This window comes from Saprospiraceae bacterium (assembly GCA_026129545.1).
Classification (GTDB): Bacteria; Bacteroidota; Bacteroidia; order Chitinophagales; family Saprospiraceae; genus M3007.
In genome coordinates this window covers 59019-75951 of record JAHCHX010000002.1, presented here as the reverse complement: position 1 = coordinate 75951, position 16933 = coordinate 59019, and the positions used below count along the sequence as shown (strand labels likewise).

The 16933-nt window shown below is 53.0% G+C and carries 17 protein-coding genes; 8 read left to right on the top strand and 9 right to left on the bottom strand.

Features of this window, described 5'->3' with window-relative positions; genetic code table 11:
• Positions 1 to 98: 98 nt before the first annotated feature.
• The 7 genes from nqrE to KIS77_14645 form a co-directional block, all read right to left on the bottom strand.
• Positions 99 to 713: an NADH:ubiquinone reductase (Na(+)-transporting) subunit E gene (gene nqrE, locus KIS77_14675; protein MCW5923586.1), complete on the bottom strand. Its 615-nt coding sequence runs from the start codon at positions 711 to 713 to the stop codon at positions 99 to 101.
• 55 nt (positions 714 to 768) lie between these two features.
• Positions 769 to 1449 (bottom strand): NADH:ubiquinone reductase (Na(+)-transporting) subunit D, encoded by a 681-nt coding sequence (locus KIS77_14670; protein ID MCW5923585.1) that lies wholly within the window; start codon positions 1447 to 1449, stop codon positions 769 to 771.
• A gap of 55 nt (positions 1450 to 1504) precedes the next feature.
• On the bottom strand, positions 1505 to 1828 hold the full coding sequence (locus KIS77_14665; protein ID MCW5923584.1) for a TraR/DksA C4-type zinc finger protein: 324 nt from the start codon (positions 1826 to 1828) through the stop codon (positions 1505 to 1507).
• Between the two features lie 135 nt (positions 1829 to 1963).
• Complete coding sequence (nqrC, locus tag KIS77_14660) at positions 1964 to 2668, bottom strand: NADH:ubiquinone reductase (Na(+)-transporting) subunit C (protein ID MCW5923583.1); 705 nt, start codon at positions 2666 to 2668, stop codon at positions 1964 to 1966.
• Between the two features lie 66 nt (positions 2669 to 2734).
• Positions 2735 to 3901, bottom strand: a complete 1167-nt coding sequence (locus KIS77_14655; protein ID MCW5923582.1) for an NADH:ubiquinone reductase (Na(+)-transporting) subunit B — start codon at positions 3899 to 3901, stop codon at positions 2735 to 2737.
• A gap of 40 nt (positions 3902 to 3941) precedes the next feature.
• Entirely contained in the window at positions 3942 to 4295 is a 354-nt protein-coding gene (locus KIS77_14650; protein MCW5923581.1) for a hypothetical protein, read from the bottom strand.
• Between the two features lie 71 nt (positions 4296 to 4366).
• On the bottom strand, positions 4367 to 5716 hold the full coding sequence (locus KIS77_14645) for a Na(+)-translocating NADH-quinone reductase subunit A (GenBank protein MCW5923580.1): 1350 nt from the start codon (positions 5714 to 5716) through the stop codon (positions 4367 to 4369).
• 410 nt (positions 5717 to 6126) lie between these two features.
• Between KIS77_14645 and KIS77_14640 the strand changes: the two genes are divergently transcribed.
• Complete coding sequence (locus KIS77_14640) at positions 6127 to 6717, top strand: hypothetical protein (GenBank protein MCW5923579.1); 591 nt, start codon at positions 6127 to 6129, stop codon at positions 6715 to 6717.
• Positions 6718 to 6741: 24 nt separating this feature from the next.
• A complete protein-coding gene (locus KIS77_14635; GenBank protein MCW5923578.1) occupies positions 6742 to 7422 on the top strand; it encodes a hypothetical protein in 681 nt (226 codons plus the stop codon).
• 84 nt (positions 7423 to 7506) lie between these two features.
• Here the strand turns inward: KIS77_14635 and KIS77_14630 are convergent, their stop codons facing one another.
• Positions 7507 to 8007: a phosphoribosyltransferase gene (locus KIS77_14630; protein ID MCW5923577.1), complete on the bottom strand. Its 501-nt coding sequence runs from the start codon at positions 8005 to 8007 to the stop codon at positions 7507 to 7509.
• A gap of 148 nt (positions 8008 to 8155) precedes the next feature.
• Here KIS77_14630 and KIS77_14625 point away from each other — a divergent pair, with 148 nt between their 5' ends.
• From KIS77_14625 to KIS77_14600, 6 genes are all read left to right on the top strand, one after another.
• A complete protein-coding gene (locus tag KIS77_14625) occupies positions 8156 to 9463 on the top strand; it encodes a (Fe-S)-binding protein (GenBank protein MCW5923576.1) in 1308 nt (435 codons plus the stop codon).
• Positions 9464 to 9534: 71 nt separating this feature from the next.
• Positions 9535 to 9822 (top strand): hypothetical protein, encoded by a 288-nt coding sequence (locus tag KIS77_14620; protein MCW5923575.1) that lies wholly within the window; start codon positions 9535 to 9537, stop codon positions 9820 to 9822.
• Positions 9823 to 9861: 39 nt separating this feature from the next.
• Complete coding sequence (locus KIS77_14615) at positions 9862 to 10641, top strand: (Fe-S)-binding protein (protein MCW5923574.1); 780 nt, start codon at positions 9862 to 9864, stop codon at positions 10639 to 10641.
• Positions 10642 to 10709: 68 nt separating this feature from the next.
• Positions 10710 to 11225 carry a hypothetical protein gene (locus tag KIS77_14610; GenBank protein MCW5923573.1) on the top strand — a complete coding sequence of 172 codons (516 nt, stop codon included), beginning with the start codon at positions 10710 to 10712 and terminating at the stop codon, positions 11223 to 11225.
• A 23-nt stretch (positions 11226 to 11248) separates the two neighbouring features.
• Positions 11249 to 11551: a phosphoribosylpyrophosphate synthetase gene (locus tag KIS77_14605; protein ID MCW5923572.1), complete on the top strand. Its 303-nt coding sequence runs from the start codon at positions 11249 to 11251 to the stop codon at positions 11549 to 11551.
• A 64-nt stretch (positions 11552 to 11615) separates the two neighbouring features.
• Positions 11616 to 12146 carry a DinB family protein gene (locus KIS77_14600; GenBank protein ID MCW5923571.1) on the top strand — a complete coding sequence of 177 codons (531 nt, stop codon included), beginning with the start codon at positions 11616 to 11618 and terminating at the stop codon, positions 12144 to 12146.
• A 92-nt stretch (positions 12147 to 12238) separates the two neighbouring features.
• Here KIS77_14600 and KIS77_14595 read toward each other — a convergent pair whose 3' ends face one another.
• Complete coding sequence (locus KIS77_14595) at positions 12239 to 16798, bottom strand: T9SS type A sorting domain-containing protein (GenBank protein ID MCW5923570.1); 4560 nt, start codon at positions 16796 to 16798, stop codon at positions 12239 to 12241.
• Between the last annotated feature and the right edge of the window lie 135 nt (positions 16799 to 16933).

Here is a 16933-nt window from a genome sequence, read left to right as displayed (position 1 = left end):
TATTAAGTTGATGAAGGTAAATGAGGGTTGATAAGAGTTGATGAGGGTTGATTTTTTTATCAACGATTTAAACCTTCATCAACCTTTATTAACCTGTTTCAAAGTTGAATACCGGAGAAACTCAGAAACGCCATGCCCATCAGTCCCGTGACTATCATGGCCATGCCCAAGCCTTGCAATGGTTCGGGGATGTTGGAATAGCGCAGCCGCTCTCGGATGGCTGCCAACAATACGATGGCAATGAAAAATCCGATGCCCGCCCCCACGGAGAACACGGCTGTTTCAGCAAAATTGTACTCGCGCTCCTGCATGAAGAGCGAAGTGCCGAGGATGGAACAGTTCACCGTGATGAGCGGGAGGAAAATGCCGAGCGCGTTGTAGAGGGCCGGCGTGAATTTTTCCACCACCATTTCCACCAATTGCACCGCGCCCGCAATGGTGGAGATGAAGAGGATGAACGACAGAAAGGTCAAATCCACCGTTGCCAGTGAAGGATGTATCCATGCCAACGCGCCGTCTTTGAGCATATAGGTCAAAATCAGGTAGTTGAGTGGCGTGGTCAGCACCATCACGAAAATGACGGCGAGGCCGAGGCCAAATGCCGTTTTTACTTTTTTCGACACGGCCAAAAAAGAGCACATCCCGAGGAAAAACGCGAACACCACGTTCTCGACGAAAATGGATTTGATGAGTATGTTGAGCAGATTTTCCATGTTTTAGTTGTTGGTTACCATCTTTTTTTGTCATCCTATACCATGACAAAAGGAGTCAAGAAGCATTTATCAGTTTCCGATTCCGTCCCCGTTGCCACCAGATATAAATCCCAATGACGAACAGCGCCGCGGGTGGCAGTACCATGAGGCCATTGTTGACGTAGCCCATATCGTAGGCCCATTGCGGAACGATTTTGTAGCCCATGAGTGTGCCGGCCCCCAACAACTCGCGGAAAATCGCCACCACCACGAGGATGATGCCGTAGCCCACGCCGTTGCCTATTCCGTCGAGGAAGGAGGGCCAAGGGCGCTGAGCCATTGCGAAGGCCTCAAGCCGCCCCATGATGATGCAGTTGGTGATGATGAGGCCGACAAACACCGATAGTTTTTTGCTCACATCGAACATGAAGGCTTTGAGCACTTGGTCCACAAGCGTCACCAAAGTAGCCACCACGATGAGCTGCACGATGATGCGCACGCGATTGGGAATGCTGTCGCGGATGACGGCGATGATGAGGTTGGAGAATGCGCAGACGAATATGACCCCCAACGACATGATGAGGGCTGGCTTCACCTGCACGGTCACTGCAAGGGCAGAGCATATACCGAGCACCTGCACGGTGATGGGGTTGTTGTCGTCCAATGGGTCGCGCAGCACCTTGCGGTTCTTCTTGGAGAACAGCGGCTCGCGCTTCACTTCGGTTTTGGGCGGTGCGGTTGCGGTTTCGACGCTCATATTTTTATGTTGATGAAGGTTGATAAAAGTTGATGAGATGGTTGGAATGGGATTTTCACTTCGAGCAATCCACACAATACATACTCTGCGGCATCAGCAACAATCGTTTTTCCGGTATCGGTTTTTTGCATTTGGTGCACAGTCCGAAACCGTGCTCGTGAATTTTTATTTTCATCGCCATCAATTGGCTCAATTTGTTTTGTGCCTCCCGCAGGGCGTCGTCCACGATTGACTTGCTCACGATAGCGTCCATCCGAGATACCCTTCCTATAGCGTTATCGGGCGCTATCGGCCCTGCCATTTCCTTGTAAGTCTCTATTTTTGATAGCGTTTTTTCTATCTCGGCTTCCAAGTTTTCTATAAATCGTGTTTTGTCCATTTTTCCTTGTCGCACCGTGCTTTCACACTAGATGATTAAAATTAAGTAGCAGGTTCTTCGGGTTCGGTATTGGTCTCTGTTGTTTGTTGGCTACGGGATGCCGAACGGTTGCAACAGAAAAATTGCTTTCAAACGCTAGCCTTTCCTCTTCCCAAAATACCCCAAATACCCCTCCACACACTCATGCAGCATCTTGTCCGTCCCATTGGAAGTAATTGTGCCGCCAGAGATGCCGTCCACACGGTGCTGAGGGGCGACATCGGTGGGTGCTGTTTTTTTCACGACACGGACAGACACGAAATTGTTGTCGTTGCCCATGATTTTTTTGCCCTGAAACTGCTCCTGAAAAGGCCGTTCCGAAATCTCCGCGCCCAAGCCCGGCGTTTCCGATTTGTGGTCGAAAAACGCGCCGTACACCGTGTTGAAATCCTCTTCGATGCTGATGTAGCCCCATATCGGCCCCCACAGCCCCACACCATGCATCGGCACGATGTAGCGTTTTTTGCCGTCGTCGCCTGAGTAAATGTATAGCGGCAGTTGGCGTTGTTCGACGGGTTTCGCCAGTTCGTTTTTCAGCACGATGGCCTGCGCATTCACCCCGTTGAGTTCCTCGCCTTTGCTGTTGACGACCAGCTCCTTGACGCGCTCGTTGTAGATTTTTTCGATGGCGGTGCGCTCTGTGGCATCCACCCGCACGGCGCGGAGGATGCTCGTTTTTTTGTCCAATGCGATGTTGGCATCCTGCAAGGGCTTCAAGCCCTGCGAGGCGAAGGCCAGCAAGACGGCAGCGACGACCGAAATGATGGCTGCGTAGATGAAGGTATATCGGTTGGTGTGCACAAGAGTTAGTGATGAGTGATGAGTGATGAGTTTCCTAAAACTGTCTAAAACCTTTCTATGCTCTCTCTAAATCGTTTTCATCCGCCGCATCCTTCGCTTGATATGCCTTTCCACCACGATGTGGTCAATCAACGGTGCAAATACGTTCATCAACAGAATGGCCAACATCACGCCTTCGGGGTAGGCGGGGTTGAACACCCTCAATATTACCGTGAATGCGCCGATGAGCAGCCCGTAAATCCATTTCCCCGTTTCCGTGTGCGCGGCGCTCACTGGGTCGGTCGCCATATAGACCGCGCCAAACGCGAAACCACCTATCAACCAGTGATAGTGGGCAGGCGTGTGCATCGCATGGGTCGGCACGTCGGCAGGAGCCAAGCCGTTGAGCGCCAGCCCCATGAGCAAAGCGCCCGCAAACATGGACACGATGATTTTCCAACTGCCCACGCCTGTGACGATTAGAATAAATGCACCGATGAGGCAAGCGGCCACGCTCGTCTCGCCGATGCTGCCCTGCTCAAATCCCCAGAACATATCGGACACGGACTGCATCTGGGTGTAATCGGCATCAAAAGTCACGAGGTTGGTTGCGCCGGAGTAGGCATCCACGAGGGCGTGTCCGGCCTCCGGCGACAAATCCGTCCAGATGTCGCCAGACATATAGGCCGGAAAAGCAAAGAACAAAAAGGCGCGGGCTAGCAGGGCGGGGTTCATGAAGTTCATGCCCGTGCCGCCGAAAATCTCCTTGCCGATCAGCGTGCAAAAAATCGCAGCCAGTGCCACCATCCAAAGCGGTACCGTGACAGGCATCGTGAGTGGGATAAGTAGACCCGTGACCAAATAGCCCTCGCTCACCTGGTGGCCTTTGAGCACGGCAAAGGCAAATTCTACTCCCAACCCCACCGCATAGGAGACAATGACGATAGGCATCACTTTCCACAGGCCAAACATGAAATTGTCAATGTGCGACACCTCCATGCCATAAGCGAGATAGTGCTGGTAACCCACGTTCCACATCCCAAACAACAAGGTCGGTATGAGCGCGATGATGACGGTGAACATGGTGCGTTTCATATCCATCGCATCGCGCACGTGCACACCATGCTTGGTCGTTTCGGCTGGCACAAACAAAAACGTCTCAAAGGCATCGAAAGCAGGATGGAGCTTTTCAAACTTCCCGCCTTTGGAGAAATGCGGTTTTACTGAATCAACTAAGCGTCTGAGTAATTTCACGAGTTATACTGACTTTGGTGTTAGACTTGTTGCCAAATAATCATTGTTTTTTCAGAGAAATCCACGTCCATGCTGCTCCCGATAAATCAACTCCGCCGAAAAACAGCAGCGCCGGTTTTGCCCATCCCAACATGACGAACAACGCGAACCATGCGACCACCAATGCACGGGTGTAAACAGTGGTTCTGTTGAATGTTTCGTTGTTGGTGGGGGAGGTGAGGATGTAGTAAAGGCCAATGTTGATGACCAAGACTCCTACCACCATTATCCACACTTCACCTGTCGTGTCCATGCCAAATATGGACAACAGTATATTAGGGGCGAAAATGAGCGTTGTGCCTACCAAGAGTAGATAAAACCCAAAGTAATAGACGGTTTTAGATGCCTTATTCATGGCTGTGAGTGCAAAAGGTGAACGTTGCAAAACAATCCCCTCGTGGGGTTCTGCGGTGTTACCCGACTCATTCAACCCTCCAACCGCACATAATCCAGCCCCTCCGCCACTATTTTCTGCACCTCGATTTTCGAGGTGCACACAAACTCGCACAAGGCAAAGTCCTCTTCCGAAATCTCATAAATCCCCAATGCCTCCATGCGCTCGATGTCTTTTGCCAAGATAGCCTTCAACAGGAAAACGGGGTAGATATTCATCGGCAGCACTCTGTCGTATTGTCCGCTCATCACGAACGCGCGTTCCTCGCCGTGCAGATTGGTGTCGAGATCGTAGGTGCGATTGGGGAAAAGCCACGACAGATAGGTGCGTGATAGGCTCAATTTGTTGAAGCCCGGCAGCAGCCAGCCCAGAAATTCGGGTTGGTCGCCTTCCGGTATCGCCGTGATTTGGTTGGTGTAAAAAGAAAGAAAATCCTCGGCAGAGGAAGTCTTTCCGGTCAGCACATTGCCCTGAATGACGCGGCTGTGCTCCGTTTTTAGGCGCCCCCCCACAAGGTCGCTCATGCGTTGCCCCGTCATGACGCGCAGGTAGTGCGGCCAAGTGGCACAACTTCCCGTGAGTGCCACCAATCTTTCGGCGCGATAGCGTCCTTCAAGGAACAAGCGCCCGATGATGAGCAAGTCTTGCAGATGCACATACCACACCGTGTCGCCTTTTTCTATGGGGTCAATGTGGTGAATCTGGATGCCTACATTGCCAGCAGGGTGGGGGCCTTTGAAAAAATGGTGATTGAGGCAGTGGGTACCGGGGAAATCGCCTTCCTGTTGGCCGGGCTTGAGGCCGAGATGCACTTTGTCGGCAGAAAGCTTGGCCAATACTTCGAGGCCGGTTTTCAGGCTTTCCGGCTCAAAGTCTTTGATGTAGTCAAGGTCGGGCGCAAGCGGTGCGGAGTCGAAACAAGAGACGAAAATGGATTTGGGCGTGTCGTCAGGGTTGGCAATCAGCGAATAGGGGCGTTGGCGGATGTAGTTCCAGCAGCCGCTTTCGAGGAGCCGCTTGACGATGTCGTCGCGGTGCATGTTGGCGGGGTTTTCTTTCGGAAACTCCACATATCTCATCCCACCCTTGTCGGGGATGATGCGAATCTCCATGATGCGGCGTTTTTCGCCGCGCACCACTTCCGCGATTTCGCCACTCACGGGTGAGGAGAAGCGGAGGTCGGGACGGTTTTTGTCAAAAAATATCGGTTGTCCCGCCAGCACCTCATCTCCCGGCTCGACCAATAGTTTTGGCGTGACGGAGGGGAAGTCTGGCGGTTTGACGGCGATGACATCGGAGGCCGCTACGTCACTTATTTTCTTTTCGGCGGCGCCTTCCAACTTGATATCGTACCCGCGCCGGATGGTGATTTGTTTGCCCATTTTTTGCCTTTCTTTTTCCTGACAGGCAAATGAAAGGCGTTTTGTTTTGACGGCAAAGAATTATCCCCAAAAAAATTTTGTTTTTTCTGACATAAATTTACATCTTGAACATTTTGCCATGAGCTGCATGAAATACTCGGATTTTTAATCAAAATACTTTGTTTTTATTTTTTAAAAATGGTTTTTAAAAAAATTATATTCTAAATTTAAAAAAATAAAGTGTTTTTTTTGTATAAAAGGGCTTTTAAAATAGAATTTCATGCTACCCGGAGGTGCAAATCGTTCCACACTGGAAATCTGCAAGTTCGAGTTCACGCTTTCCTTTCTCCTGTCATTAAACAGGGCAATTAATACCCCACCTTCCTTCGGATTTGATTTCTCATCATTTTTTCATTTCAAATCGTTTACCAATGAAAATCAAACTTTTGACCTTTTCCCTCGCCATTTCTGCACTCTTTGTTCTCAACGGGTGTTGCAGGCCTGAAATCATTGGCAGTGTTCCCAACACACTTCGGCCACAGGAAACGAACAACTGGTGCTGGGCAGCTACCACACAAATGTTGGCGCAGCATGTAGGTATCGCCGTCAACCAATGCGACCTTGCCAACCATCGTTTTAGCAAGACAAATTGTTGCAATCCTCAAACCGCGGGTCAAGCGTGTCCCAAAACCAATGATTGCAACACGCCCGGCTGGCTGGAGCTTGATTTTGCCGGGGTGGCCTTCTCTGAAAGCGCCACGGCGCTCACATGGGATGCGCTCCGACGACAAATTTTCTGTGCCAAAAAACCCATGGGTTTTGCCTACGGCACTTCTGGCGTGGTCGGACACGTCGTCGTCATCAAGGGTTATGTCACGGTCGGTTCCACTAGTTATGTCGTCTTAAACGACCCTTGGAACCCCTGTGTGGGCCAAGAGCGCCTCATCACCTACAACGAATATCAGGACCCCGCCGGCACAGCCACGCACTGGAACACATGGTACGACATTCGGAAAAAATAGTCTTTTCAAAAAAAATACATGGTCATGAAACTACTCATCTTCACCCTCATATTTGCAGGCTTTTCGCTCGTTTCCTGCTCTCAGCGCAATCAAAAAATGAATGAGCCTACACCCACCACCCAGTATTTCCCCACCCGGGAAGAAGCGGTCAACCAAGGCAAAAGCGACCTGTTGGAGCTGATTCGGCAAAAGGGCGTCTTTCAAGCGGACATCAATCCGGCTGACTTGGAAAAAGCAACGCAAGGCACTCCGCTCGAAACTTTTCAACTCAACTTCGACAAGCTGATTGGCGGCGACTCGCTATCCAATTTCGCCCAAATTTCTGGTGGGAAAGAATACACCGTGGTGCCGCTTGTGGCGAACGGCCAAACCCTTTCTGCTGTGGAAGTTGTCCAAAACGACAAAGGCTGGAGCGTGGCTGGGCTGAACAACAACGAGTACATCCGTGGGCTTAAATCGGTGCAACAAAGCCTTCAAGGCATCAATTACAGCAGCCTTGCCGTGTACGAAGTCCCTAATCTTCGTGCAAAAATCTACATGGCCACGACTCCCGAGGGCGCGTTGTACTTCGCCGATTATCCCGGCAGATACAGTCCCAGCGAACGAGTACAATTTGGTGAGCTCGCCAAAGTGATTCAAGTGGATGCAAGAGAATTCTACTCGAAATATGGCGAATTGCTGAAAAAACAAAAATTGGTTGATTGAGCCGCGCCTCGAAAAGATGCAACTTTGGCCTTGTCGGGAAATGACCGACAAGGCTTTTTTTGTGCCATTGGCCAAGCAAGGAAATCAGTTCAAATATACCGCCATTTCCTCCACGTCCCGAATTCGAACGTCAATATCGTCGAGCAGGGTGGTGGCCAAGGAAAGTCCCACATAATCAGCCTTGATGGGGAAAGATTTGTGCTTGCGGTCCACCAGCACGGCCACTTCCACTTTCTTCGGAATCACGCTCAACAAGGGCTGCACGGCATAAAAAATCGTGCGGCCAGTGTTCGCCACATCATCCACGATGATGACGGGCTTGCCGCGCAAGGCATCGGCGGGCATTTCGATGACCGGGTCGTATTCCACCGGGTTGGCAGGGTTGAGCCGGATGCGCGTGAGCGATATTTTCACGTTGCCGGGCGCGAGCGGCAGCAGCTCATCCACGAGGAATTGCGCAAACCCCACGCCGTTGTTGTTCAGCCCGGCGAGTATGATTTCGGGTTCGCCGAAGTTGCGCTCTAGGATTTCGATGGCGATGCGGCGAATTTTCTGGCGGATTTGACGAGCGGTGAGAATTTGCATTTCTAAAAAGGTTGCTGGTTTCTGCTCACTCGGATGAAGAACATCCGAGCTCCGAGTATCTGTTCGGACGGGGTTTCTAATTGTATATTTTTTTCCCTTGCAAAAGTCTTATCCTCTCACCGTATTTTTCGCCCGAAATCGAAAATTTATGTTTCAATCAATCCTTTTTCTCCTTGTGCTCGGCATCACTGGGTGGTTTGCTTGGCAAGGCTACCGCCGGGTGTGGCGCAACATCCAACTCGGCAAACCCGAAAAAATCGGCGGCCACGCAGGGCAACGTTGGCGCAATGTGCTGCTCGTGGCGTTTGGCCAGCAAAAGATGTTCAAAAACTGGCTGCCCGCCGTCATGCACCTATTTATCTATGTGGCTTTCGTCGTCACACAGGTGGAGCTGATTGAAATAATCGTGGACGGTGTTTTGGGCACACACCGATTTTTTGCGCCCCTGCTGGGTGTGTTTTACACCTTCGTCATCAGTTTGATAGAAATCTTGTCGGTGTTGGCGTTCGTCGCCACCGTCATTTTTTTGGCGAGAAGAAATCTGCTGCGGGTGCCGCGTTTCTGGAAGCCCGAAATGAAAGGCTGGCCTTCGCGCGACGCGAACCTGATTCTTTTGGGCGAAATCGTTCTCATCGTCGGCATCTTTTGCATGAACGGCGGCGACAAAGTGCTGCAAACGCGCGGGCTGGAACACTACCAGCCCACGGGCGCTTTTGCCGTGAGCAGTTGGCTTGGCCCAGCTTTGTTTGGGCATTTAAGCAATTCAGGGGTCATTTTTGTGGAGCGTTTTGGCTGGTGGCTGCACATCCTGACTGTGTTCGGCTTCTTGTGTTATTTGCCTTATTCAAAACACCTGCACATCCTCTTGGCTTTCCCCAACACTTGGTACGCCAAACTCACGCCCAAAGGCGAAATGGAAAATATGCCGGAAATCCAAAAAGAGGTGCGCATCATGATGGGGCTGGAGCAGCCCGATGGCAACACTCCCGCTGAACTCCCTGAATTTGGGGCCAACGACGTGTTTACGCTCAGCTGGCAAAACATTTTGCAAGCCTACTCCTGCACCGAATGCGGGCGCTGCACCGCTGCTTGCCCTGCCAACATCACCGGAAAAAAACTCTCGCCCCGCAAAGTGATGATGGACGTGCGCGACCGGGCGGAGGAAATTGGGAAGAAATTGGAAACGGAGAAATTGGAAATTGGAAATTACAACGACGGGAAATCCCTCTTCGACCGCATCACGCCAGAAGAAATCCACGCCTGCACGACTTGCAACGCCTGCGTGGAAGCCTGCCCGGTGCTCATCAACCCGTTGGACATCATCCTGAAAATGCGGCGGCACGAAATCCTGACCCAATCGGCAGGCCCCGCCGAGTGGCTGCCGATGTTCAACGCCATCGAAAACAACGGCGCAGCGTGGGCGATGAGTGAGGATAGGGAGGCGTGGAGGAAGTAACTCGGAGAAAGTACGATGTTTGCTTTTAGCCCACCATCGGTCCAAATTTTCAAACTTAAAAACCTTGAGCAATGGCGAAACTTTTAAACACAACCGGGGTGTCTTATAGCCGGAGCAAAATAGTTTTGAGCAGAAAGATTAGAAAAGATTGGGTTGTTCGTTCAAAACCACTTTGCGTTGACTATCAAATTACTTTCAATGTTGAAAAGCCTTTGAGTTATGACGCTTACAAATCTTGGAGCAAATTTGGCGACCCGAACTACGCAGAAAAATTTTGCCACTTTTCAGGCGAGTCGTCGAATGGTGAGACCAGCGTCGCTAAGCCTATCTTGAAAAAGAACTGGCAAAAAGCCAAATAGACTTTCGGGCTTTGACCTAAAAATTTGATAACCAATCTTATGATAGCATACACAATGGCCGAAATGGCCGCCGAAGGCCGCAGCCCCGAAATCCTCTTCTGGGTCGGCTGTGCAGGCTCCTTCGATGCCCGCGCCCAAAAAGTGACCCGCGCCCTCTGCGAAATACTCAACCACGCAGGGGTAGAATTCGCCATTCTCGGCAACGAGGAACGCTGCACCGGCGACCCCGCCCGCCGCGCCGGCAACGAGTTTTTGTTCCAGATGACGGCGGCCATGAACATCGAGACGCTGAACATGTACGGCGTGAAAAAAATCGTGACCGCCTGCCCGCATTGTTTCAATGTTTTGAAAAATGAGTACCCCGCGCTGGGCGGCCACTACGAAGTCGTGCACCACACGCAGTTGCTCAACGAATTGATTTCCAACGGAAAATTGAAACTCAAAGAAGGCGGCGACTTCAAAGGTCGGCGCATCACCTACCACGATTCTTGCTATTTGGGAAGGGCAAACGACGTGTACGAAGCCCCGCGTGCCCTGCTCGAAGCCCTCGACGTGGATTTGGTGGAAATGAAACGCTCGCGCAAAAACGGCCTTTGCTGCGGCGCGGGTGGCGCACAAATGTGGAAAGAGGACGAACCCGGCGACAAACGCATCAACATAGAGCGGGTGGAAGAGGCACTCGAAACCGACCCCACCGCTGTCGCTGCCAATTGCCCCTTTTGCCTCACCATGCTCCAAGACGGGCTAAAAGCAAAAGAAAAAAATGAACAAATCCCCGTTTACGACCTTTCAGAGATGGTACTGACACGGTTGGCTTGACGCGCTCTTTCAAGCGCGTCAACGACTCTTGTCGGCAATAGGCACCTTGCCATCGCACACAACACAAAATGACTACGACGACTTCCATATCGCTCACGCCTTCCCTCGCGCACCAAACCTCTTTCGCGCCCGAGTCGCGTGTTTGGGTCTATACCGCCCACCGCCCCCTGACGGACGAGGAGGCACTCGAGGCGCAGCAGGCTTTGGATGTGTTTGCCCGGCAGTGGACGGCGCACAATCAAGCCTTGCAAGCGCAAGCCGAAGTGTTTCAGAATCAATTCGTCATACTGATGGTGGATGAGACGCAAGCAGGTGCTAGCGGCTGCTCCATTGACAAATCCGTGCATTTTCTCGAAAGGCTGGGCCAAGAACTCGGCGTTGATTTTTTTGAAAGAATGCGATTTGCGTGGGTGGAAAATCACGACTTGAAATTTGCCAACCGCGACGAGTTGGCGGCACACGTCAGAAGTGCTCATATTTCTCAGGACACTTTGATGGTGAACACGCTGGCGCAGTCGAAACGGGAGTTGGAAGAAAAATGGCTCGTCCCGTACGGGAAAAGTTGGCACCGACGCTTGGTATAAGCGAAACTCAAACGCTCATTGTTATGAAAAGCTACGCTACCCTCACCGAAGCCCTCGACGACCTCAAACGCAGGGGTTACACCGCCGATTTTGACTTGCGCCCTCACTGCATCGAATGCGCAGCGGCACAACTCGAACTGCATCCCGACGATTTTGAAATCACGGAATTTTATCGCTTCGAGGGCGCTAACGACCCCGGCGACAGCAACGTGGTATATGCCGTCGCAGGAAAGAACGGGCTCAAAGGCGTGTTGGTGGACGCCTATGGGGCGTACTCCGATAGCCTCACGGCAGAGATGCTGGAAAAATTACGGATGCGGCACTGACGGGGTCTATGCCCTGATTCACCAAGGAGTTTCAGTAGTCCCTAACTCGTACAAGTATTTGGTCATGCCTGAAAGCACGCCCTCCATTTCGAGACCTCTACGCGACGAATACCCCGAGTGGTACGCCGAAGAAATCGAGCGAGTGCCCTACGACGATTTGCTCACCGGATTGGAAGATTCTTTCCAACAGACAATTCTTTTTTTGCGCGGCTTGAATGCGGAAAAACTTCTTTATCGCTACCTGCCCGAAAAATGGACCATCAAGGAAATATGGCAGCACGTCATTGACACGGAACGCGTTTTGTCGTACCGCGCCATGCGTTTTGCGCGTGGCGACAAGACCGTGTTGCAGGGGTTTGACCAAAATAAATATGCGGAAGTCAGCAAAGCCAATGCTCGCGATTGGGAAGATATTTTGCGGGAATATAGTGCCGTGCGAGAGTCATCCTTGATGCTATTTAGGAGTTTTGACGAGGAAATGTGGATGCGGCGTGGCACGGCGGGGCGTTCGGAGGCATCGGTACGCGCGGTCGGTTTTTTGATTCTGGGTCACGAGACACATCATGTGAAAATTATTCGAGAGCGGTATTTTTGAATTGATTTGTCGTAAAATAATTGGTTTGGGAAAAATGAGGGTCTCGCTGCACAATAGTGGCGAGACCCTCTCAATTTTTCAAAAACTCAATATCAACGATTCACCACCAACTTCCTTACGCCTATTTCAGCACCTGTGCGGAAACGCACGATGTACATCCCGTCGGGCAAGAGCGAGCAGTCGAGTGATATTTCGTATTGCCCTTCGCTGATTTGAGCGAGCAGGATTCGCCCGGTGGCATCCGTCACGCTGATTTCCAGCGTAGAGGCAGGAATTTGACTGAACAGCACGCGGGTCAGTCCGCCAGTTGGATTGGGCTGCATACGCACACCTTTAAGCCAAGCCGGTTCTTTTGTGCTCACGGTGTTGCCTACCACGATGCTTTCCTTCACAATTTCACAGCCGTTGGCATCAGTGACCACAACGGAATAAACGCCCTCAGAAAGCCCGCTTACGTCTTCGGAGTCGCTGAAATACGCGCCATCTTTCGTCCATTTGAACGTGTAGGGCGCGGTGCCTCCCGAAGCGGTGATGTCAATGGCTCCGACGCCTTGGCTGTTCACATCGTCGGCGATGGACACGACCTCGAGTGCTACCGGCTCGAATATCGTGACGGTGAAGGTGCAAGTGCCCACGTTGCCGCCATCATCCGTGTAAGAGTATGTCTGAGTGGTCGTGCCGATGGGGAAAACAGCGCCGCTTGGCAAGCCATTTTCCAACTTCCAAGTCCCGCCATTGCCGAGGCAGTTGTCCACCGCGACTGGTGCGCCATAGCTCACCAAGTTATCGTCGGCGCATCTGCTGAGATTGCTTGGGCAAGTCACGGTGGGGGCCGAATTGTCCACGATGGTCACAATGGCAGTGGCCGTGGAGGTCAAGCCGGATTGGTCGGTGACGGTGACGGTGACTTCATGTTGGCCCAACTGTGCACAGTTGAAGGTGTTGGGCGAAATGCTCGACGAGGCAACACCACAGTTGTCCGACACTTGAGCTGCCAATGCCGACAGGGTTACAGTAGCCAAACCGGAGGCGTTCAGCGGCAGGGTCGCGTTTTGTACTGCGACGGTAGGCGGCACATTGTCCAAGGCCACCAGCACGACGGTGGTGCTGGTGTTGCAGCCATTTTGGTCAACGACCGTCACGGTGTAGTTGCCTGCCACCAGATTGATGGCTGTGTTGGATGTTTGGCCATTATTCCAAGTAAACTCGTAAGGCATGGTGCCGCCATTGATGGAAACTGTGGCCGTGCCGGTGGCCTCGTTCGCGCAGGATGGATGGGTTGTTTCCACCGTCCAGTCAGAGAAAGGCTCTGGTTCGGACACAGTCGCTGATGCAAGCACTTGGCAGCCATTCACATCCGTCACGGAGACGGAGTATTCGCCGCCCGGCAGGTTGGAAACAGTGGCTGTGTTGCCGCCATTGCTCCAAAGATAGGTGAAGGGAGCCGTGCCGCCCGTGAGCGAAACGGTGACAGCGCCATTGTTGATGCCGGCGCAGGTCACGTTCGAGATGCTGGTCTGAACAGCGATGATGCAGTTGAAGGAATTGACCACCACTGTTTGTTCATCGGTACAGCCATTTTCGTCTGTCACCGTGACAGAGTAGCTGCCGGGAGCAAGTCCGCTAATGGATTGCGTGGTCGCATCGTTGCTCCATTGGTAGCTCACATCGCCTGTGCCGCCTGTTGGGTTGGCTGATGCGGTGCCATCATTGGCGCCAGCGGCTGATTCATGGGTTGCGGTGGCATTGGCTTCCAGCAAGGCTGGTTCGGTGATGTTGATGCTTAGCGATGCGGGGCAGTTGTTGTCGTCCACGAGGGTGACGGAATAGAGACCCGGTGCGAGATTGGAGACGGATGGCGAGGAAGCGCCGTTGCTCCAATCGTAGACGACTGGCTCTGCCGCGCCATTCAGCGAGACGGTGGCTGTGCCGTTGTTGGCGCCAAAACAGGTCGCATTGGTGGCGGAGATGCTGGCGGCCAAGGCACAGTTGAACGAGTTGACCGTCACCGTTTCCACGTCGGTGCAGCCATTGGCATCAGTGATGGTGACGGAATAGCTACCCGGCGCGAGGTCGGTGATGGTCTGTGTGGTTTGGCCATTGCTCCAGGCGTACTCATAAGCGGGGGAGCCACCTGTCGGGTTGGCGGTGGCTGTGCCGTCGTTCACTTCGTTGGCGCTTTGAGCAGTGGCACTGGCGTTGGCTTCCAGTGGGCTGGGTTGCGAAAGTACCACGGACGCGGAGGCCGTGCAATTTTCGCCATCGGTCACTGTCACGAAGTAAGTTCCGGCAGGCACGTTGTAAAGTGTGGCGCTGTTTGAGCCATTGCTCCAGTTGAAAGTGAAATTGCCATTGCCGCCGCCGTACACCACCGATGCTGAGCCGTTGGCGAGGCCGTGACAGGTGATGTTGCTTTGAGCGCCAATGTTGGCGGTCACGGATGCGCTTTGCGCCACATTGGTGGAAGCGGTGGAGGAGCATCCATTTTCAGTATTGGTCACCAGTAGGTTGTAAGCGCCTACTGCATCTACAATGGGCGTGAGGGTATTGCCGCCCGACACGATGTTGCCGTTTGAGGTGGTCCATTGATAGGTAAATTGCTGGCCTTGCGAGGAGCCTGCGCCGCTGAGTTGCACCTGTTGGGTGTTGCAGTTCAGATTGCCGGGCGTGGAAGCGGAAGCGGCTGGTGGGGTGTTGTTCAGAGCCACCGTTGCGTTGGCAGAGGAGGTGCAGCCATTGACTTGGCTGGTGGCCGTGAGGATGTATTGACCTGCCGCGTTGACGGTTGGGTTTTGCAGGCTGGAAGTGTAGCCATTGGGCCCTGTCCAAGCAAAAGTGGCGCTTGTGTCGGGCGATGCGCCGCTGAGCGTCACATTGTTCACGACACAAGTCAAGGTGCCGCCATTGGCCGATGCGCCGGGCGGCGCGGTGTTGGTGGTCACGGTGGCGATGGCGGTGTTGGTGCAGCCTGTATTATTGTCGGTGAGCACCAAATTGTAGGAGCCGGACACCGTCACCGTTGGGCTTTGTTCGGAGGATGAATAGCCGTTGGGGCCTGTCCAAGCAAACTGTGGGCTGTTGGCATTGGTGGTCGTTGTCAGCGTTGCGTTGTTGGTGGTGCAAGTGAGCACGCCATCGGACGTGGTGACAGCGGGCGGTGTGTTGTTGCCCACCACGAGCGTGGTATCGGTGCGAGAGCAGCCGTTAGCGGTGTTTGTCACTTTCAAGGTGTATGTTCCCACCGCATTCACGGTCGGTGTTAGGGTGTTGCCACCCGACACGATGTTGCCGCCATTGGAGGCCGTCCAGAGGTAAGTGATGTTTTGCCCTGCCGAGCCGCTGCCTTGCAGCACGGTGCTGGGTTGGGCGCAAGTGACCGCGCCTTGAGGCCCGGCATCTGCGTCGGGCAGGTTGATGGTGGCCGTGACGAGGGTGTTGGCGAAAGACACGCAGTTGGTGATGGTGCTGCGTACTTGCAACGAGTAGGTGCCTCCCGCATTCACGGTTGGGGTGAGGGTGTTGGCTCCTGACACGATGTTTCCGCCGCCCGATGCGGTCCATTGATACACGAATTCGTCGCCTTGGCTGGAGTTGGTCGCATCCAATTCGATGACGGGTTGCAGACAGGTGATGACTGGTGGGGGCGCGACACTTGCGGTCGGATACACCACGGGTGCCATATTGACCAGCAGGGTCTTCGTGCAGGTGTTTGCGTCTGTGACGGTCACGGTATAGTTGCCGGCTCCGCCTGTCACGGTCGGTCCGGCTTGCCCGTTGCTCCATGTGTAGGTATAATTGGACGACCAGCCTCCTACTCCTTCCACGGTGGTGGTGCCTGCGATGCCACATCCGACGGGCGTTTGGTTCACCATGACCAAGTCCAAAGGCTCTGTGGGGCCTTCTACTTCGATAGGGCCGGTTTCGCCGGGCCAGCCGTTGCTGGATGTGATGGAGCAGGAATAGGTGCCCGCCGGGATGTTGTTCAGGTCTTGAGTGGTAGCGCCATTCGACCATAGATAGGTGTAGGGCGGGTTGCCGCCGGAAGGCGTGATGTCAATGGAGCCAGTGTTGGTGCCGTAGCACTTGACAGACTTCACGTTATTAACGGTAACATCAACTATCAAAGGGGGGCAGGTGTTCTCACGGGCGGCCCACAAGCCTTCCATGCCTTGTTGGCCAACTTCATAGACCTTTTTGTTGGCTGGGCAAACCATGTAGATGGTGGGGTAATAGGCTACCGCGTATTGCGCCCGCACGGTGTGCGATTCCACAATGGGATAGGGAGTGCCGTCCACCCAGTTGCCTTGTGTGCCGCCTACGCAGCCTACGGGTCCATACAGACAAGCGGTATTGGTGTTGGCATCTCCTTCAATGAAAAAAACAAATGCCTCATTGGTGCCGTGAGGCCCGTATGTGTTCCACAAATTCGCCAAAGCATGGGTGTTGTGATAGTTCCAGCAAGGGCCACACCATGTGGCGGAGAAATCAATATATACCGTCTTGCCTTGGTCGAGCAGGTTGTAAAGATTCCAAGAATTGCCATTCAAGTCGGTGACGGTAAAATTGGGGGCAGTGCTGCCGGGAGGCAATTGCGAATAAGCAACCGACGAGCCAGCAAAACAGAGGGCGAGCAAGAGTAAGACTCTTTTCATAGGCGGTGAACAGGTTGTTAGATGTGTGAAAAATTGCGCAGCGAATGTAGAGAACCTTGCAAGTATTTTACCCTGTTCGAAAAATAATTCTCAACAGCGACGCGAAGGCGACAGAATTTGCTTTGCAAACCACTA